Source organism: Chryseomicrobium imtechense, assembly GCF_041475995.1.
In the GTDB taxonomy this organism is placed as follows: Bacteria; Bacillota; Bacilli; order Bacillales_A; family Planococcaceae; genus Chryseomicrobium; species Chryseomicrobium aureum.
This window is the reverse complement of record NZ_JBGOBM010000002.1, coordinates 67244-87393: the sequence shown is the minus strand read 5'-3', so window position 1 is coordinate 87393 and position 20150 is coordinate 67244. Positions and strand designations below refer to the sequence as shown.

Genomic DNA, 20150 nt, shown 5'->3' with positions numbered 1-20150 from the left:
TCATTTTTGTTACAGATTAAGAGTTACTAAGTATTCCCGAACTTCGCTCATAAAGTAAAGAGACCCTGTGATGACAAGAACATCTGTCTCTCCATGAGACGATTGGAAGTCTGTGATAACCTTTTTCCAGTCATCAACAGCTGACTTTTCTGTGTGGGACGAATAGTCCATCAATTTTTCTTTTGGAGTTGCGCCAGCGTGGTGGAACGATGTGAACGTAATGTCTGTTGCGACTTGATCGACCATCGCGACACTTGATGCATTGTCTTTCTCTTCAAGAGCTGCATAAAGGAAGTGATACTTGTATTCCGGGTATACGGCCGTTAATGTTTGCAGAAGCATTGTCATGCCTTCTGGATTGTGGGCTCCATCGATCACGATATGGTCGCCGAATTTCTCAAAGCGCCCTGCCCACTTCGCTTTTTTCAGCCCTGCATAAATGGCTTCATCTGACACATTGAACGTATCTGCGATCGTTTTCACAGCTGTTACTGCTAATCCTGCGTTCTCTGCTTGGTGAATGCCGAACATGGAAAGTGCGATATTATCTAAACGGGCTTCCCCAATTTCTAAGTCGAACACTTGGTACCCGTCTTCTAATCGAACGTTCGATACTTTCATGTGCTCTTCTAATTGTTGAAGTGGTGCATTTTTTTCTGCCGCCGTTTCACGAATGACAACTTGCGCTTCAGGATTTTTCACACTTGAAACGACTGGAACGCCTGGCTTGATGATTCCCGCTTTTTCAGAAGCGATTTCTTGAATCGTTTCGCCAAGGACATCCGTGTGGTCATATGAAACTGTTGTGATAACGGAGATGAGCGGTGTGATAACGTTTGTTGAGTCACGTAAACCACCAATTCCTGTCTCAATCAGCGCAACGTCTACTTCCTGTTCAGCAAAGTGCATATACGCAACGATTGTGATAATACCGAAGAATGTCGGATATTTGCCATCGTATTTTGTTTCGACAATTGATAGTACTTGGTTCAAATAGTCGAGTAATTTGTCGTCTGGAATCTGCACTTCGTTAATACGAATACGCTCATTGACGCGGTGAATGTGTGGTGACGTGAACACACCCACTTGTAGGTCAGCTTCTTTTAAAATTGAGTCAACTGCATTTAATGTGGAACCTTTTCCGTTCGAGCCGGCAAAGTGAATGGTTTTAAATGTAAGGTGTGGATTTCCGAGGTCGTTTAAGATATCCTCGATCATCTCTAGGGGTGTGCGTTTGTAAGTGCTCGTACGAATGGAGAATACGAAATCTAGGCATTCTTGTAAGTTAGTGTACATGCATTTGGTCTCCTCTTGGTGGGTGATTTCTTATCAGATTTAGTATAACAATTTGAGACACGAAATGTCACTTCTAGATGTGGAGCCGACTGGTTTTAAATGTTGAGCTCCTTTGCGGGGCTGCTTTCCGTGGGCGCTGCGTGAGCTTCCTCGTCGCAGGCTCCTGCGGGATCTCACGGCAGACTGGAATCCCACTGGAGTCAACCCCTCCATTCCACTCAACTTCATTTGAAAGGTTCCCTTCACTATTCATTCAACGATTACCAACAGTTCCCAAAAGGTACCTGGTACCCGCACAATTCCAACACAATTTATAAATAGTCAGTAATTAACATAAGAATGCGACCTCAGAATGTATATTCAGTGAATAGTCATGAATGTCAGAATTGTTTTTGGGACAGGTACCTAGAAAAAAATAAAAAACACCCCTGAAGATGTCTCTCGGACCAAGTAAACTTGGCGTAAGACAACCCCAGGGGTTCAATTTCAAATTATAGATTCTTCAATTCTTCTAAACGCTTGATGACTGTGTCGCGTTTTTCCAGGTAGTCCGCTTCTTTAGCACGTTCTTCTGCTACAACAGCTTCTGGTGCTTTTGAAACAAAGAGTTCGTTTGAAAGTTTGCCTTGAACGAGTTTCACTTCTTTTTCCCACTTCGCAAGTTCTTTTTCAAGTCGCGCAAGTTCAGCGTCGATATCGATTAACCCTTGTAGTGGTAAGAACAGTTCAGCTCCTGTAACAACAGCAGACATTGCTTTTTCTGGTGCATCTAGACGTAAGCCGATTTCAAGTGTTTCAGGGTTACAGAATTTTTCGATGTAGGCAGCGTTGTTCTCTAGAGTCGCCAGTGCTTTGTCGTCTTTCGCAGATAGGATCAGCGGTACTTTTTTGCTCATTGGTGTCTGCACCTCAGCACGGATTGTACGAACCGAGCGAATGATTTCCGAAAGAAGTTTCATTTCTTCTGCTTGCTCTGGGAAGTTCAAGTCTTCACGTACTGTTGGCCAGCTTGCTGTAACGATTGACTCGCCTTTGTGCGGCAAGTTCTGCCAGATTTCTTCCGTGATGAAAGGCATGAATGGGTGCAACAAGCGCATTGTTTGGTCGAGTACGTACGCAAGGACTGAACGCGTCATCTTCTTCGCTGCTTCGTCTTCACCGTACAGTGGCAGTTTCGCCATCTCAATGTACCAATCACAGAAGTCATCCCAGATGAAGTTGTAGAGGGCACGGCCCACTTCCCCGAACTCATAGCGATCAGACAAGCGTGTTACGGTTTCGATTGTCTCGTTCAAACGCGTCAAAATCCATGCATCTGCAACTGATTTTTCACCCGTTAAATCGATTTCTTCATATTTCATGCCATCCATGTTCATGAGGGCGAAACGAGAAGCATTCCAAATCTTGTTCGCAAAGTTCCATACGGCTTCTACTTTCTCCGTTGAGTAGCGAAGGTCTTGTCCTGGTGATGAACCTGTTGATAAGAAGTAGCGAAGTGCATCCGCACCGTACTGTTCGATGACATCCATCGGGTCAACGCCGTTACCAAGAGACTTCGACATCTTGCGGCCTTCCGCGTCACGCACAAGACCGTGGATCAATACGTCTTGGAATGGGCGTGTGCCTGTAAATTCCACACCTTGGAAAATCATACGCGATACCCAGAAGGCGATGATGTCATAGCCTGTAACTAGTGTGTTTGTCGGGTAATACTTCTTGAACTCTTCGTTGTCGGCATCCGGCCAGCCCATCGTTGAAAACGGCCATAGTGCAGATGAGAACCACGTGTCGAGTACATCGTCTTCTTGGCGCCAGTTTTCAAGGTCTGCAGGCGCTTCGTGTCCTACGAAAACTTCACCTGTCTCCTTATGGTACCAAGCTGGAATGCGATGGCCCCACCAGAGTTGACGAGAAATACACCAGTCGTGGAGGTTTTCCATCCAGCGCATGTACGTGTTTTCGAAACGGTCCGGAACAAAGTTCACTTTGCCGTCTGTATCTTGAATGTCCATGGCTTGCTGCGCTAGTGGTTTCATGCGAACGAACCATTGTGTAGATAGGTAAGGCTCAACAACTGCCCCACTTCGCTCCGAATGACCAACCGAGTGAACGTGCGTTTCGATGTTGAAAAGAACATCCATCTCTTGTAGGTCTTTTACGATTTGCTTACGGCATTCGAAACGGTCCAAGCCTTCGTATTTACCAGCATTGCCGTTCATAGATCCATCTTCGTTCATGACAAGAACGCGCTCCAAGTTGTGGCGGTTACCGATTTCAAAGTCATTTGGGTCGTGTGCAGGTGTAATTTTTACAGCACCGCTTCCGAATTCCATGTCTACGTAGTCATCTGCCACAATCGGGATTTCACGTCCAACGATTGGCAGTGTTACAGTTTTGCCAATCAAATGCTTATAGCGCTCATCTTCTGGGTGAACCGCGACCGCAGTATCCCCAAGCATCGTCTCAGGACGCGTCGTTGCAACATCGATCGAACCTGTTCCATCTGTTAGCGGGTAATGCATATGATAGAAGGCACCCTCTATTTCTTTATGAATAACTTCGATATCCGATAATGCCGTTTTCGTCGCTGGGTCCCAGTTGATGATGTACTCACCGCGGTAGATCAAGTCTTTTTCGTATAGCTTTACGAATACTTCGCGTACTGCGTGAGATAGGCCTTCATCAAGTGTGAAACGTTCACGTGAGTAATCGAGACCGAGACCAAGCTTCGACCATTGTGAGCGGATGTGACCTGCGTATTCTTCTTTCCACTTCCAAGTTTCTTCGACAAATGCCTCGCGACCAAGGTCATAACGTGTTTTTCCTTCCGCGCGTAGTTTTTCTTCAACTTTAGCTTGTGTTGCGATACCCGCATGGTCCATTCCAGGAAGCCATAATGCATCATAGCCTTGCATACGTTTCATACGAATAATGATATCTTGTAGCGTCGTATCCCATGCGTGTCCAAGGTGTAGCTTCCCAGTTACGTTTGGTGGCGGGATCACGATTGTGTAGGGCTCTTTATCGCTCTCTGGATGTGCTTCGAAGTATTTTCCTTTCAACCACCAGTCATAGCGGCCTTGTTCGATCGATTGCGGATCGTACTTTGTCGGCATTTCGATTTCGTTTGTCATGTACGTCACTCCTTTTGATTTGTGTGAATGAAGCGGTCGGAGAATACAAAAAACCCCCGTCCTTAGGAAAAAGGACGAGGGTATAGTCGCGGTACCACCTTTACTTCATGCCGAAGCATGCACTTCATTCACTAACGGCTCTTCACCGGCTGTCACTACTGTAAGTTCACGACAGCTGCTCCTGGGCTACCTTCATGACGCTTGACCGAAGACCTTTCACCAAATGGCCTTCTCTCTACAGATCAAGGAAATCATTACTCTTCCCGTTCGATGCATTTATTGTATATGTCCTTATTGTAAGGAATCGCACGGGTGCCGTCAAGTCAGCATGAAAGGAGGTGTTCAATTAGATTTAGTTTTTCAATTGTTTGAATGCTTCGCGGAATGCGGCAATCGTTTTATCGATATGCTCTTCCGTGTGCGCAGTTGAGAGGAACAATCCTTCGAACTGAGAGGGTGGCAAGTAGACACCTTGCTCTGCCATCAGACGGTACACATCTGCAAACAAGCCTAAGTCTGACGTTTTTGCTTGGTCGTAGTTCGTCACGTCTTCGTTTGTGAAGAAGAATCCGATCATCGAGCCTGCACGGTTCACCGTGTGCGGAATATCAAATTCCGTTGCTACTGCGCGGAATCCTTGTTCTAAACGGTCTCCAAGCTTTTGGAAATACGTATAGCTGTCTGGAGTCAGTTGAGACAATGTCGCATAACCAGCTGCCATCGCAAGTGGATTTCCTGAAAGAGTACCTGCTTGGTAGACAGAACCTGCTGGAGCGATTTGTTCCATAATGTCACGACGTCCACCGAATGCGCCTACTGGAAGGCCGCCTCCGATTACTTTTCCTAGACACGTGATATCAGGTTTTACCCCGTAGTAGCCTTGTGCACAACCGTAATCTACACGGAAGCCAGTCATGACTTCATCAAAAATCAACAATGCTCCATTTTCTTCTGTGATGGCACGCAAGCCTTCTAAAAATCCAGGTTGTGGTGGAACGACACCCATATTCCCTGCAACCGGTTCTGTGATAACGGCAGCGATATCGTCACCAAAGTGTTTAAACGCTTCTTTTACAGCCTCTAAATCGTTGAATGGCACTGTTAACGTGTTTTTTGCAACAGATTCTGGCACTCCCGGTGAATCGGGAAGTCCAAGAGTCGCAACACCGGAACCAGCCTTGATCAATAAGCTATCGCCATGTCCGTGGTAGCTACCTTCGAATTTTAAAATCTTGTTGCGGCCAGTGAACCCTCGAGCTAAACGAAGAGCTGACATTGTTGCTTCTGTTCCAGACGACACCATACGAATCATTTCGATTGACGGTACACGATCCATCACAAGTTTCGCCATCTCGTTTTCAATCAGCGTCGATGCACCAAAGCTTGAACCAAGTTCAGCAACACGTTGAATTTCAGCCACAACTTTTTCATTTGTATGTCCTAGAATCAGTGGCCCCCATGATAATACATAATCAATGTAGTCATTGCCATCGATATCCGTCACGATCGCGCCTTTTCCTTTTTCCATAAAGATCGGGTCCATATTGACCGATTTAAACGCACGAACAGGGCTGTTTACGCCCCCTGGCATCAAATCTTTTGCTTCTTCAAATGCGTGCTGAGATTTTGTATAGGTTTTTGCCATTTACTTCTCCTCCAGCCATTTTGCTACGTCTTTCGCGTGGTACGTCAGAATAAGATCTGCACCTGCGCGTTTCATTCCTGTCATCGTTTCAAGCACGACAGACTTTTCATCGATCCATCCTTTGATTGCTGCTGCTTTGACCATCGCATACTCGCCACTTACGTTGTACGCAACAATTGGCAGGTCATGTGCATTGCGGACATCACGAATAATATCTAAATAGCTCAGTGCAGGCTTCACAATCAGGAAGTCTGCGCCTTCTTCCACATCGGACTGTGCTTCACGAAGCGCTTCTAAACGATTCGCATAATCCATTTGATACGTTTTACGGTCACCAAACTTTGGTGCACCATCTGCTGCTTCGCGGAACGGTCCATAGTATCCTGATGCATATTTTACAGCATACGACATGATGGGAATGTCTTCGAATCCTGCATCGTCAAGTGCTTTACGAATCACAGCGACAAACCCGTCCATCATGTTCGAAGGTGCAATAATGTCAGCTCCGGCTTCCGCTTGGCTGACAGCCGTCTTCGCGAGTAGATTTAACGACGCATCATTGACGATACGTTCCGATTCATCGACGACTCCACAATGACCATGGCTCGTATACTCACATAAACACGTATCCGCGATGACAAGTAATTGTGGGTGGCGTTCTTTTACAAAGCGAGTCGCTTCTTGGATGATTCCGTGATTGTGATAGGCACCCGTTCCCATCTCATCCTTCTCAGCAGGAAGGCCGAATAAGATGATGGACTGAATACCAAGATCTACGATTTCATCGAGTTCTTCGCCTAGACGGTCTAAAGAAAACTGGAAAACACCTGGCATCGATGACACTTCGGTTTTGCGATTTTCGCCCTCAGCGACGAATAAAGGATAAATTAAGTCTTCTTTATGAAGATACGTTTCTTTTACTAATGCACGCATGGCTGCAGATGTACGCAGTTTGCGGTGACGTTTAAAAGTCGGTTGCATGGCATTCACTCCTTGTAATGAAGACGCGCGTTCACGACGTCTTCCAATGTATAGCGCTCAGGCATCACGTGGACAGTCATTCCCGCGTCTTCTAACGCTTTTTTTGTAATATGACCGATGGCACAGAAAATGACTTTGTCTGTTACGGCGCCTCCTGCTTGTGTGTATGAACGCACTGCAGAAGGACTCGCAAAGACAAGTGTCACTTGGTGATGCTGTGCGATCCAGTCATTGATTGTAAGAACATTTTGTGGAACAGAAGTCGTCTCGTATACTACGATAGAATCAACACTAGAATGAAGACCATGTTCGATTGTCGGCTTTGCAAGATTGCCTTTTATAAATCCCACACGACAATCATTGGGTTGACTTACATTCCATTCTTCGACAAATACATCTGCACTGTAAACTGATGGTTTAAAGCTTGCTTCGTAGCCATAGGATTGCAGTGCTTTTTCTGTCTTTGATCCGACGACGGCAAACTTACCGGTGAAAGGCGTTTCTAATTGGTCAAAAAACGCATGAACAGCCGTCTGACTTGTAAAGAGGATCCAGTCGCACGCTGTAATGCGCGCGATTTCAACCTCGGAAAGAGTCAGCGGTCGCGTCTCAATCAACGGGAGATGCACAGATTGAAACCCTGCTTGTTCAATTGTCTTCAGCAAAGTCTCATCATGCAGCTGCCCGGTTACAATAAACGGTTCAGACATCGGCCTGTTCTTTAACACGTTGAATCAAATCATAGGCCCCTTCTTTTGTCAGGGTCTCTGCAATTTCTTTTCCAAGTGCTACTGCATCTGTACCTGTCTTTGTTTCTTTATATACAATCGAAGCATCTGGTGCGGCTACTAAACCTGTCAATGTAATGGTGTCACCATCGATCGTCGCGTGTCCTGCGATTGGCACTTGGCATCCACCATCCATTGCGTGTAAGAATGCACGCTCCGCTTCAACTGTCTTCCACGTGTTTGCATCTGTCAGTTTGCCAAGCGCTTCGAGTAATTCCGCATCGTCTTCGCGACACTCGATTGCTAGTGCGCCTTGTCCAACTGCCGGAATACATGTCTCGACATCCAAATATTCCGTTACTGTATTTTCGCTCCAGCCTAAACGCTTCAAGCCAGCTGCTGCTAGTATAATCGCATCATATTCACCTGCTGCAAGTTTCGCTAAGCGCGTATCTACATTTCCACGAATCCACTTGATTTCAACGTCTGGGCGTTGCAACAAGATCTGTGCACTACGGCGTAGACTACTCGTTCCGACAACTGCACCTTTTGGCAGGTCTGCAAGCTTCACATGATTGTTCGAGATAAATGCATCCCGCTCATCCACGCGGTCCGGCACACAACCGATGACAAGTCCTTCTGGCATGGCTGACGGCATATCTTTCATGCTGTGTACAGCGAAGTCGATTTCTTTGTCGTATAAAGCTTGCTCAATTTCTTTCACAAACAATCCTTTACCACCGACTTTTGAAAGGGTGACGTCTAAAATTCGGTCTCCTTTTGTTACGATTTCTTTGATTTCAAACTCAAACGGAGCTCCTGAATTTTTCATCTGCTCGATGAACCAATTTGTTTGCCAAAGAGCGAGTTTACTGCGGCGTGAACCGACGATAATTTTACGCATATCTCTCAACCTTTCTAGTTACCATAAGTGAAATTCGGAAAACGAGCTTCCGAGGAAAAAATTAATGAGTACAAATAAGAACGCATAGATATGGATCCATGCATAGGTCGTTCCAATCACACGTGGTCGTTCTCGTACAATAAAGACGATCAGATACACGATGAGAAGGACGAACGAGGTCACGATTTTAGAATCGAACCAGTTGAATCCGACTATAGCAATATAGCCCCATTCTAAGCCTAACAATAAGCTGACAAATAATAAAGGAATACCGGCTAAAATCGAATAGGTCATCATCGATTCAGCTTGTGACAAAGATGGAAGGCGCGTAAACTGTGCATTCCATTTTTTCTGTTTCAACATCCGGTGCAAAACCAAATACAAAATCGAGAATACAAAGGACACGGAAAATGCCACATAGGCAAGAATTGCAAACGTGATATGAATAATCAATAGTTCATTGATTAAGTACGCAGACACTTCCCCGCCGGAAATTCGCCCTGCGCCAAATGTATGAATGACGAGAAAGATAAAGCCGAGACAACTGAACAATAAGGCAGGGATGTCGAGTTTCCAAAACACTTTTAGCGCTATCGTCAGTCCTAAGAGTAACCATGCATAAAAATAGAAGCCTTCCTCAAGTGATAAAATCGGAAAGCGGTTGTCACCAATCAATAAATACAGCAAGAGCAACGTCTGGACCGCCCAACCGGTGATGAGTAGAGACGTCCCGATGCGGTTCATGCGTGTATTCTTTTTCAAGAAATCAATCACATAAAACACGAGACTGACAGCAATCATGATTACGATGATTTCTTGCAGCCGTAGCATCCATAACTCATTCATTGAAATCATCCTCTGCTGAAATTGAAACTGAAAAAAGGCATTTCTCTATCATCTATTATGCCACAAATAGATTGGAGAAACGCCTTTTCAGTCTTTAAAACGAGTATTCACCGCGCAGTGCTTGCGCTTCTTTTGTAGTCGGCGCTTTCACTGTTTTCGCTTTTTGTTGCGCGAGTTGCACTTCGTCTTTGACCTCTTCTTCAATGCCAAAGATTTGCTGGAACATCGCAAGTTGTTTCGCGGCATCCGGACTCGTCGAGAGCTCTTTTGCTTGAAGGATCGGTTCCTTCAATAGCTGATTGATAATGGATTTTGTATGTTTGTTTAAAATTTTACGCTCACGTTCTGTTAGTTCTGGCATTTTGTTTTCAATCGATGCCATTGTCTCTTGTTGAATCGTGCTTGCTTTTTTACGTAGTGCAGAAATTACAGGAACAACACCAAGCGTCGCAATCCAGTCATTGAATGTCGTCACTTCAGTTTCAATCATATCTTCAATGCGCGCTGCTGCACGTTTTCGTTCTGCAAGGTTTGCTTCTACGATGCCTTGTAAATCATCGATGTCATACAAGAATACGTTCGGAAGATCCCCGATTTTCGGATCTAAATCGCGTGGTACCGCGATATCGACCATGAATAAAGGCTTCCCTTTACGAAGTTTATCTACAAATTGCATCAGTTCGAAGTCAATGACGTATGTCGAAGATCCTGTCGAACTGATCAAGATATCTGCTTCAAGTAACGTACATTGCAGTTCATCCAGTGGCTTTGCTTTTCCATCAAATTTCGCTGCAAGCAGTTCCGCTTTTTCAAATGTACGGTTGATGACCGTGACTTTTCCAGCACCAGAACCGTGGAGATTCTGAATAGCTAGTTCGCCCATCTTCCCTGCACCTAAAATGACAATGTGCTTGTTTCTTAACGAACCGAAGATTTTTTTGCCAAGCTCAACAGCCGCGTACGAAACAGACACTGCATTTTCGCCAATCGCGGTTTCAGCATGCGCACGTTTTGCAAACGTCACAGCTTGTTTGAACAGCTGATTGAACACTGTACCTGTTGTGCCGTGTTGTTGTCCAGATAAGAAACTCTTTTTGACTTGGCCGAGAATTTGCGTTTCGCCAAGAACCATCGAGTCAATACCAGCAGACACTTTAAATAGGTGTTTTTTTGCGTCGTCTTCTTCTTTGACAAACACATAGCGTGAGATCTCATCAATACTAAGATCAAACCACGCTGCTAGGAATTGCTTTATATAGTATTTGCCTGTGTGTAGCTGATCGACAGTTGCATAGACTTCTGTACGGTTACACGTTGAGACAATTACATTTTCGAGTATGCTTTTTTGCTCTTGCAACGCTTCCATGGCATTCGGAAGTTCCGCTTCAATAAATGAAAGCTTTTCACGAATCTCCACTGGCGCTGTTCGGTAATTGACACCGACCACGAGAGTGTTCATTGCGTCATATCTCCTTTATACGTCCATTTCACTAGTCCTAGTATAGCACAGGTGTAGGACAGCGTACTTCGACATTTGTGAACAGTGTATGAAAGTCCTACACTGGATTACGTTCTACATTAGAATGATTCTAAATATAGTCTACCAAATTGTGTCGAGCCTTACAATGATGCTACCTTATTCAGATTATTCCTTCTTTTAGATGTGGAGCCGACTGAAAAGAAAGCCTTGAGTTCCATTACGGGGCTGCTTTCCGTGGGCGCTGCGTGAGCTTCCTCGTCGCAAGCTCCTGCGGGATCTCACGACAGACTTTGATCCCACTGGAGTCAACCCCTTCTTTCCACTCAACTTATATAGTAGTCAACTGTTAATTACCAGCTGTTCCCAAAAGGTACCTGGACCCCAAACAATTCCAACACAATTTATAAATATTTACCATCGAATGTAGCAATGCGGGTTCAGGATGCATATCTATTGAATAGTCGTGAATGTCAGAATAGTGTTTGGGACAGGTACCTAAAAAAAGTACCTAAAAAAACCCGCCAACATAATGTCAGCGGGTTTGAACTATTAGTTTTCTTCACCGATTGCTTTACGGATTTCAGTCCAAGCTTCGTCGTGGCCTTTTCCTGTCTCAGATGAAAACAACACGAGTGGGTCAGAAGGATCCATGTCGAGTGTTTCTTTGACGATTTTTTTATGCTTCTCCCATTTGCCTTTTGGAATCTTGTCGGACTTTGTTGCGACAATGATACATGGGATAGCGTAATGCTTTAAAAAGTCATACATCATAGTATCATCGTTTGTTGGCGGATGACGTAAATCCACGATTAAGACAACCGATTTTAAAGATTCACGTGACGTGAAGTACGTCTCGATCATTTTTCCCCAAGCAGCACGCTCAGTTTTTGAAACTTTTGCGTACCCGTAGCCCGGGACGTCGACAAACACTAATTGTTCTTCGATTTTGTAGAAGTTCAAAGTTTGTGTCTTTCCTGGCTTAGATGAAATACGGGCCATACTTTTACGCCCAATCATACGATTGATAAACGATGATTTTCCTACATTTGATCGACCTGCAAGTGCGATTTCCGGTAATCCCGTTTCAGGGTACTGTTCCGGGCGCACTGCGCTGATCAATAACTCAATATTATTAATTTGCATAATTACTCTCCTCTAGTGCGATGGCCAATACTTCCTCCACCTGTGAAACTGGATGGAAAGTCAACTCTTCGCGAATGCTTTCCGGAATGTCGTCCATATCCGGTACATTGTCTTTCGGTATGATAATTGTATCAATACCGGCACGATGCGCACTCAATGTTTTTTCTTTTAGTCCACCAATTGGTAAGACTCGACCACGTAATGTTACTTCACCTGTCATCCCGACTTCGCGCTTCACAGGACGGCCTGTTAGTGCGGATACAAGTGCAGTGGTGATCGTAATACCAGCCGATGGGCCATCTTTTGGAACAGCGCCTTCCGGTACGTGGATATGGATATCATATTTCTCATGGAAATCGGTAGCAATCCCTAACGATTCAGCATTTGAGCGTACATAGGAAAGAGCAGTTTGCGCAGACTCTTTCATGACGTCGCCAAGTTTTCCTGTTAGTTGCAGTTTGCCTTTTCCGGCTGATAATGACACTTCAATTTGAAGCGTGTCTCCACCAACAGACGTGTAAGCAAGGCCTGTCGCTGCACCGACCTGATTCGACAATTCAGCCTGGCCATGTCGGAACTTGCGCTTGCCCAGGAAATAATCCAAGTTCTTCGGAGTCACGGTAACTTTTTTCTTTTCACCTTTAACGATTTGGAGAGCCGCTTTTCGGCAGATCCCTGCGATTGTACGCTCAAGTGAACGAACGCCTGCTTCTCGCGTATAATAACGCACGACATCAAGCAGTACATCGCGCTTGATCGAGATCTTCGATTTTGTCAGACCGTGCTCTTTCATTTGCTTCGGAAGCAAGTGATGCTCTGCAATATCGACTTTTTCCATTTCTGTGTAACCGGCTAACGAAATCACTTCCATACGGTCACGTAGAGGACCTGGAATGGAAGATAAATCGTTCGCTGTAGCGATGAATAATACATTTGATAAGTTGTAAGACTCTTCGATATAGTGATCGCTGAACGAGTTGTTTTGCTCCGGGTCCAGTACTTCAAGCATCGCAGACGACGGGTCGCCTCGGAAATCATTGCTCATCTTGTCAATTTCATCGAGTAAGAACACCGGGTTGATTGTGCCTGCTTTTTTCATTCCTTGAATAATTCGTCCTGGCATGGCCCCAATATACGTGCGGCGGTGTCCACGAATTTCTGATTCATCGCGCACGCCACCTAGTGCGACACGGACAAATTTCCGGTCAAGCGACTCTGCAATCGATTTAGCTAGTGACGTCTTCCCGACTCCAGGCGGCCCCACTAAACAAAGGATAGGTCCACGGAGTGATTTTGTAAGTTGACGAACAGCCAGATACTCTAAAATCCGTTCTTTTACTTTCTCAAGGCCATCGTGGTCACGATCTAAAATTTCTTGAGAACGGTGAATATCGAGTTGATCTTCGGTCTTCGTCGTCCATGGAAGTGAAGTCATCCAGTCCAAATAGTTGCGAATGACTCCGCTCTCTGGTGACTGAGCCGGGATACGTTCAAAACGATCCAGTTCTTTTAACACGTTTTTCATCGTCGCTTCAGGGAAGCCAGTGGATTCAATCTTCTTGCGTAAGTCAGACACTTCACCTGTCTTGCCGTCTTTATCACCAAGCTCTGATTGAATGGCTTTCATCTGCTCGCGAAGATAAAACTCTTTTTGCGTTTGCTCCATCGCTTTTTTTACTCGAATTTGAATTTTCTTTTCTAAATCCAGAATTTCTTTTTCATTTTCGAGCTTTTCAATCAAATACATCAATCGCTCTGTCACATCAAGCGTTTCGAGGACCTCTTGTTTGGCTGTGATTCGAAGTGGAAGATGTGTCGCCACAGTATCCGCCAAACGACCTGGTTCGTTGATTTCTGTTGCAGCACGAGCTGAGTCCTCGGATACTTGTTTGGATAGCTTACTGAACTTCGTGAAGCCTGCGTGCAATGTTCGCATCAATGCTTCCTGTTCTGGAGATGGCTGCTTCGATTCAGTGATTGTTGAAACGACTACATGATCGAACTCTTTTGCATCTTCATAAGATTCCACCACAGCTCGCTCAAGACCTTCGACTTGGACGCGCATCGTTCCGTTCGGAAGTTTCATCAGTTGACGAATATGCACAAGAACGCCGACGTCGTATAGATCGTCTTGTCCCGGATTGTCTAGTTCCATATCCTTTTGTGCAATGAGGACGATTTTCTCGTCTTGTTTCATCGCAGCTTGGAGTGCTGCCATTGATTTTTTACGACCCACATCGATATGTAGGGTTAATGTTGGGAATACGAGAAGTCCTCGTAAAGGAAGTATTGGGTAGCGTGTTGTTTCTTGAGAGGTCATCTTTCGTCCACCTTTCATGGTCTAATGACCAGCTTGTTCATTTAGTATACTCGATAGTGGGGAAATATCCCTAAAGACATGCTTTTTGTTTGCATAAACCGCGTTCTATACATTTTGAGTAATCGAGTTCCGAACGCCAGAAACACACTCCGGAATCCGTCGCACCCGCAAAGTCTGAAAAGCGCCTTCACGGGCACGCCGGATTTCCTCGGAATTTCTAGAGCGGCGTTCTACACATCTAGAACAAAAAAAGCCGACCTTCTATTAGCTCAAAGTTGAGCTAACGGAAAGCCAGCTGGATGTTCGCTGTTAAGCAGACGTCTTCGTATCATTTTGGAACTCAGTACCGTCTTCTTTTAATAACTTTGGCGGAGTGCCTTCCGTTATTGTCTCTTTTGTGATGACACATTCTACGATGTCTTCACGAGAAGGAAGATCGAACATGACGTCCAACATGATATTTTCGATAATTGAACGAAGTCCACGTGCTCCTGTTTTACGTTCGATCGCAAGTTTTGAGATCTCCGAAAGAGCGTCCGTTTCAAACGTCAATTTGACGCCATCAAGCTCCATCATTTTTTCGTATTGTTTGACGAGCGCATTCTTAGGTTCCGTTAAGATTTGAACGAGTGCGTCCACATTTAACGTCTCTAAGCTTGCTAACACCGGCAAACGACCGATGAATTCTGGAATCAGACCAAACTTTAATAAGTCCTCCGGAATCAGATTTGCCATTAAGCTATCTGCTTCTGGGTCTTTTTTATTTGGATCCGAACCAAATCCGATGACTTTTTCGCCCATGCGGCGTTTGATAATGGATTCGATTCCATCAAATGCACCACCGACGATGAACAAGATGTTCGTAGTATCGATTTGTAAAAATTCTTGATGAGGATGCTTACGACCGCCTTGTGGTGGCACGCTCGCAGTTGTTCCTTCTAGAATTTTAAGAAGCGCTTGTTGCACTCCCTCACCGGAAACATCCCGTGTAATCGATGGGTTTTCAGATTTACGCGCTACTTTATCGATTTCATCAATATAAATGATTCCTTTTTCAGCACGTTCAATATCGTAATCCGCTGATTGAATCAATTTTAGAAGGATATTTTCTACGTCTTCCCCAACATAACCCGCTTCAGTAAGTGACGTCGCATCTGCAATAGCAAATGGTACGTTTAGGATACGTGCCAATGTTTGAGCAAGAAGAGTTTTCCCGCTTCCTGTAGGTCCAATCAAAACGATATTCGATTTTGACAATTCCACTTCGTCAATGACGCTGTTTGAATTGATACGTTTGTAATGGTTATAAACGGCAACAGCTAGCGCTTTTTTCGCACGCTCTTGTCCAATAACATATTCATCGAGAATTCCTTGAATCTCGCGTGGTTTTGGAACTTCACGGTATTCTACTTCTTCTTCTGTTCCTAGTTCTTCCTCTACAATCTCAGAGCAAAGATCGATACATTCGTCACAAATATATACTCCAGGGCCAGCTACAAGTTTGCGTACCTGCTCTTGAGGTTTGCCGCAGAATGAACACTTTAGGTTCCCTTTTTCATCATTAAATTTGAACACTGTACTCACCCCTATTCAGAGATTTAGTTTACAAGATTATGGTATGTATAGCAAATGAAATGATTATGTAAAGAACAAGGTACAGAATCATCTGCACCTTGTTCCGTAAATGGTATCTTATTCAGTTACTTTCGCGTTGTCTACTAAGAACTCAACTGTTTTTTGGAAACGGATATCGTTTTCTAAGATAGCAGTTCCGCCAAGAGCAGTTTTGATTTGGTCAACTGACATACCAAATTGAGCTGTCATTTTTTCAAGCTCTGCAGTGATGTCTTCTTCTGTAACTTCAATGCCTTCAGCAGCAGCGATTGCTTCTAATGTAAGAGATACACGCACGCGGCTTTCAGCATCTTCTTTCATTTGTGCACGTAGTGCGTCTTCGTCTTGACCAGAGAACTGGTAGTAAAGATCCAAGTTCATACCTTGTTGAGATAGGCGTTGGCCAAACTCTTGAAGCATGCGGTCAACTTCTGAAGTTACCATTGCTTCTGGGATGTCCACTTCTGCATTTGCAGCCGCTTTTTCCACTAGGTCGTCACGAAGTGCTTGTGCAGCCGTTTGTTTTTTCTCTTCTGTTGTTTGTTCTGTTAACTTTGTGCGAAGTGCATCAAGACCTTCTACATTTTCATCAACTTCTTTTGCGAAGTCATCGTTTAATTCAGGAAGTACTTTTCCTTTAACTTCTTTTACTGTTACTTTGAAAGTCGCTTCTTTACCAGCTAGTTCAGCAGCGTGGTACTCTTCTGGGAATGTTACAACAACATCCTTAGAGTCGCCAGTTTTAGAACCAATTAATTGCTCTTCAAAGCCAGGGATGAATGTGTTTGATCCGATTTCTAGATCGTAGTCTTCACCTTTACCGCCTTCGAATGCTTCTTCGCCAACAAATCCTTCGAAATCGATTGTCGCTGTATCGCCTTCAACGATTTCGTCTTCTTTTACTGACATTTCAGCAAGACGCGCTTGGTGGTTAGACAGTTGCTCGTTGATTTCTTCTTCTGTAACTGTCTCGTCTAGTTTAGACACTTCAAGACCTTTGTATTCACCTAATTTAACTTCAGGCTTTACTGTTACTTTAGCTGTGAAAACAACTGGCTCGCCTTTTTCGATTGACTCGATGTCGATTTCTGGACGATCAACTGGATCGATTCCTGACTCATCAAGTGCTTTCGTGTAAGCTTCTGGAAGCACGATGTCGATAGCATCTTGGTAAAGTGCTTCTTCACCATATTTTTTATTGAACATTTGACGTGGCATTTTTCCTTTGCGGAATCCTGGCTCGTTGATGTTTTTTACGACTTTTTTGAACGCTTCGTCGATAGCTTTCTTGAATTCTTCTGCAGAAACTTCAAACGTTAATACGCCTTCGTTTCCTTCTTGTTTTTCCCATTTCGTAGACATGTATTCGACCTCCAACAATTGGTTTCATTTTTGACTAATCCATTAATAAATGTATTGACAACTTGTACATTATACCATAGTTCACGGCACTTTCAACCTATTGTATTTCTAGTAGAGCATAGAGCTGGTCAATCTTATGAATCATGCGCAGTACGCGATGATCCGCTTTATTCGTTTCACCTTGGAGGAGTTCTTCAAAATACAGCGTATACCCGTCGACCACTTCTTCATCCGAAAAACCGTTCCACACATACGGGTATTGTAAGTAACAATGATGTTGAAATGTGTCACGAATCAGCAAGTAAGCTGTTGGCTCATTTTCAAGACGTTCTTCAATTTTCGACACGAGTTGCGTGAATCGACTGTTTTCAAACGGTTCATCCAGAGCTGCAGGAATCCAAGGCTGATCCCAGTTGAATTTTTTCACTCGAATCGTTTTTTGACTATCTGAAGAGATGAGCAGCAGAAGTGCAAGTGTCTGGATGACTGGATGAACAGATTCGTGTTCCACAATTTGTTTCCATTCAAGCTCAAGTTTTTGACAATCCCCTTCAAATGCTGCAAGGAGACGCTGGTATTGAACAGCGAGCGGCTGCATAAAAAATGTCTCAGGGTCGTATTCGTGTTGTTTGAGCTCTGCAAGTGGCTCCGGCACTTCTTTAGTTTCTGCATTCGCGGCTAGTCGTCCGCTCAGATCACGAAGATGGAGCCACTTTTCTTTTCGCTCCGGTGACAATACGCGTTCTTCAATGAGTGTAGCGATCAGTGCATCGGCCTCTTCAAAGCGGCGCAGTTCCACGAGCAATGTCACGTAAAGGTCCATAAGTTCTTCGTATTGATCGAATCCTTCATGGAGCAATGTGTCACATAGTACAAGTGACTTTTCGAATTCTCGAATTTCGTAAAGGGAGTATGCATAGATGAGTTGTGCTTCCGGCTCAAGTGTCCCGAGTTCTGCGGCCGTCTCGAATTGACGAACAGCTTCCATGAAATCGTGCCGGTCCGCTGCGCGAAGTGCTTTGTCGATTTGGGTGGTGAGGGCGCCTGGGAAGATGATCATGTTGCCACGGCGTTCTGGTTTTTGTTTTTTCATGAGCTCACCTGCTTCCTGCAGTTTACGTTCTGTAAATAAAAAGCCTTCTTCTTTCTATTGTAATGTAGAAAGAAGAAGGCTTACAAGTAAATTACGACCCTGGAGGGATTCGAACCCCCGACCGACGGCTTAGAAGGCCGTTGCTCTATCCTGCTGAGCTACAGGGTCAAAGTACTTTCCTATCCACAGACAGGAAAGACATTTCTCATTATAGATATCCCTAGAATCAAAGTCAATGGTATTTCAGGAAAATTAATTTAGGCCATCCCAGTCCGCGCGTAACTTCTCAATCGCTGCACCGCGATGAGAAATTGCCGCCTTTTCTTCCGGACGCAATTCCGCCATCATCTTTTGCTGATTCGGCACCCAGAAAATTGGGTCATATCCGAACCCAAATTCTCCTTTGCGTTCTGTCGCAATTTCGCCTTCACATGTCCCGCGATACGTCTTCGTCGCTTCGCCAGGAGTCGCTAACGCAATAGCACAGACGAATCGTGCGGAACGTGCTGCACCTTCCACCCCTTGCAAATTCTCAAGGAGTTTATCCATGTTGGCCTCATCACTTTTGGCAACACCCGCATAGCGAGCCGAATAGATGCCAGGTTCCCCATTTAATGCATCGACCTCTAACCCACTATCATCTGCAATCACAATTGTGTTTAGTTCATTTGCAAGTGCCTCTGCTTTTAAAATCGCGTTTTCTTCAAACGTCGAACCTGTCTCTTCCACATCTAGATGTGACGCGACATCGTCCAGTGTTTTGACAGTATAGCCAAGAGGACCAAAAATCGATTCGAAATCTTTGGCTTTTCCCTTATTTTTTGTAGCAATTAAAATCTCTTTCATTACATAAGACCTCCTGCTTCGTTCCCCACTTCATCCGCAAGTGCGCCAAGTGTTTCTTTTTGAATTTGAATCAATTCACGAATCGCACCTTCTCCAAGTTCTAGAAGCTCGTTCAATTGCTGACGAGTGAACGTTGCTTCCTCGCCCGTTCCTTGAATCTCGACGAACTCACCTTTTCCAGTCATCACTAGATTCATATCGACGTGCGCTGCATAATCTTCTACATAATCTAGATCCGCAACTGCTCCGTCTTCTAAGACTCCGACGCTAACAGCAGCTAAGAAGTCTTTAATTGGAAATACAGGAAGTTGTTTTTCTTCAACCAGTCGACCAATAGCAAGTGTTATCGCAACAAAAGCACCTGTGATGGAAGCTGTTCGTGTTCCGCCATCCGCTTGAATGACGTCACAATCCACCCAAATCGTGCGTTCCCCTAATGCTTCAAGATCGACTACTGAGCGCAGCGCTCGACCAATTAGACGTTGAATTTCCATCGTACGACCACCGATTTTCCCTTTGGCCGCTTCACGAGGAGACCTGCTGTGCGTCGCGCGTGGAAGCATCGAGTATTCAGCAGTGACCCACCCCTTTCCTTGCCCGCGTAAAAATGGAGGAACTTTCTCTTCAATCGTTGCGTTACAAATGACACGCGTTCCTCCAACTGTTATAAGAACCGAACCTTCTGGGTGTGTAATAAAATCTTTTTCAATCGTTACAGGGCGAATTGCCTGTGGTGTACGTTCATCATGTCGCATTCT

General features: G+C 44.7%; 15 protein-coding genes, 1 tRNA gene and 1 other annotated feature. All 16 genes read right to left on the bottom strand.

The features are described from left to right. Nucleotides 1-9: 9 nt before the first annotated feature. A complete protein-coding gene (locus tag AB5N96_RS02065; protein ID WP_499704519.1) occupies nt 10-1296 on the bottom strand; it encodes a bifunctional folylpolyglutamate synthase/dihydrofolate synthase in 1287 nt (428 codons plus the stop codon). A gap of 491 nt (nt 1297-1787) precedes the next feature. After that, a complete protein-coding gene (locus AB5N96_RS02060; protein WP_499704518.1) occupies nt 1788-4430 on the bottom strand; it encodes a valine--tRNA ligase in 2643 nt (880 codons plus the stop codon). 67 nt (nt 4431-4497) lie between these two features. Beyond that, nucleotides 4498-4710 (bottom strand) — a binding site (T-box leader). A gap of 72 nt (nt 4711-4782) precedes the next feature. Next, nucleotides 4783-6075, bottom strand: a complete 1293-nt coding sequence (gene hemL, locus AB5N96_RS02055) for a glutamate-1-semialdehyde 2,1-aminomutase (protein WP_499704517.1) — start codon at nt 6073-6075, stop codon at nt 4783-4785. Continuing rightward, complete coding sequence (hemB, locus tag AB5N96_RS02050; RefSeq protein WP_499704516.1) at nt 6076-7056, bottom strand: porphobilinogen synthase; 981 nt, start codon at nt 7054-7056, stop codon at nt 6076-6078. It lies immediately after the preceding gene. A 5-nt stretch (nt 7057-7061) separates the two neighbouring features. Continuing rightward, the gene (locus AB5N96_RS02045) at nt 7062-7766 is read right to left on the bottom strand and encodes a uroporphyrinogen-III synthase (RefSeq protein WP_499704515.1); all 705 of its coding nucleotides are present in this window, start codon (nt 7764-7766) and stop codon (nt 7062-7064) included. Then, nucleotides 7759-8688 (bottom strand): hydroxymethylbilane synthase, encoded by a 930-nt coding sequence (gene hemC, locus AB5N96_RS02040; RefSeq protein WP_499704514.1) that lies wholly within the window; start codon nt 8686-8688, stop codon nt 7759-7761. The genes AB5N96_RS02045 and hemC overlap by 8 nt, the downstream gene beginning before the upstream one ends. 18 nt (nt 8689-8706) lie before the next feature. Further along, complete coding sequence (gene ccsA, locus AB5N96_RS02035) at nt 8707-9534, bottom strand: cytochrome c biogenesis protein CcsA (RefSeq protein ID WP_499704513.1); 828 nt, start codon at nt 9532-9534, stop codon at nt 8707-8709. 94 nt (nt 9535-9628) lie between these two features. Continuing rightward, nucleotides 9629-10993: a glutamyl-tRNA reductase gene (gene hemA, locus AB5N96_RS02030; RefSeq protein WP_499704512.1), complete on the bottom strand. Its 1365-nt coding sequence runs from the start codon at nt 10991-10993 to the stop codon at nt 9629-9631. Between the two features lie 570 nt (nt 10994-11563). Next, entirely contained in the window at nt 11564-12157 is a 594-nt protein-coding gene (gene yihA, locus AB5N96_RS02025; protein ID WP_204590361.1) for a ribosome biogenesis GTP-binding protein YihA/YsxC, read from the bottom strand. Then, nucleotides 12147-14477 (bottom strand): endopeptidase La, encoded by a 2331-nt coding sequence (gene lon, locus AB5N96_RS02020; RefSeq protein ID WP_499704511.1) that lies wholly within the window; start codon nt 14475-14477, stop codon nt 12147-12149. The genes yihA and lon overlap by 11 nt, the downstream gene beginning before the upstream one ends. Nucleotides 14478-14786: 309 nt before the next feature. Continuing rightward, on the bottom strand, nt 14787-16052 hold the full coding sequence (clpX, locus tag AB5N96_RS02015; protein ID WP_204590359.1) for an ATP-dependent protease ATP-binding subunit ClpX: 1266 nt from the start codon (nt 16050-16052) through the stop codon (nt 14787-14789). 117 nt (nt 16053-16169) lie between these two features. Continuing rightward, nucleotides 16170-17453 (bottom strand): trigger factor, encoded by a 1284-nt coding sequence (gene tig, locus AB5N96_RS02010; protein WP_499704510.1) that lies wholly within the window; start codon nt 17451-17453, stop codon nt 16170-16172. A 97-nt stretch (nt 17454-17550) separates the two neighbouring features. Further along, nucleotides 17551-18546: a hypothetical protein gene (locus AB5N96_RS02005; RefSeq protein WP_499704509.1), complete on the bottom strand. Its 996-nt coding sequence runs from the start codon at nt 18544-18546 to the stop codon at nt 17551-17553. 94 nt (nt 18547-18640) lie between these two features. Next, nucleotides 18641-18714: transfer RNA gene (locus AB5N96_RS02000), tRNA-Arg, on the bottom strand. 84 nt (nt 18715-18798) lie between these two features. After that, nucleotides 18799-19392, bottom strand: coding sequence for an XTP/dITP diphosphatase (locus AB5N96_RS01995; RefSeq protein WP_499704508.1), 594 nt, complete (start codon nt 19390-19392; stop codon nt 18799-18801). Further along, nucleotides 19392-20147, bottom strand: coding sequence for a ribonuclease PH (rph, locus tag AB5N96_RS01990; RefSeq protein WP_499704507.1), 756 nt, complete (start codon nt 20145-20147; stop codon nt 19392-19394). The genes AB5N96_RS01995 and rph overlap by 1 nt, the downstream gene beginning before the upstream one ends. Nucleotides 20148-20150 lie beyond the last annotated feature (3 nt).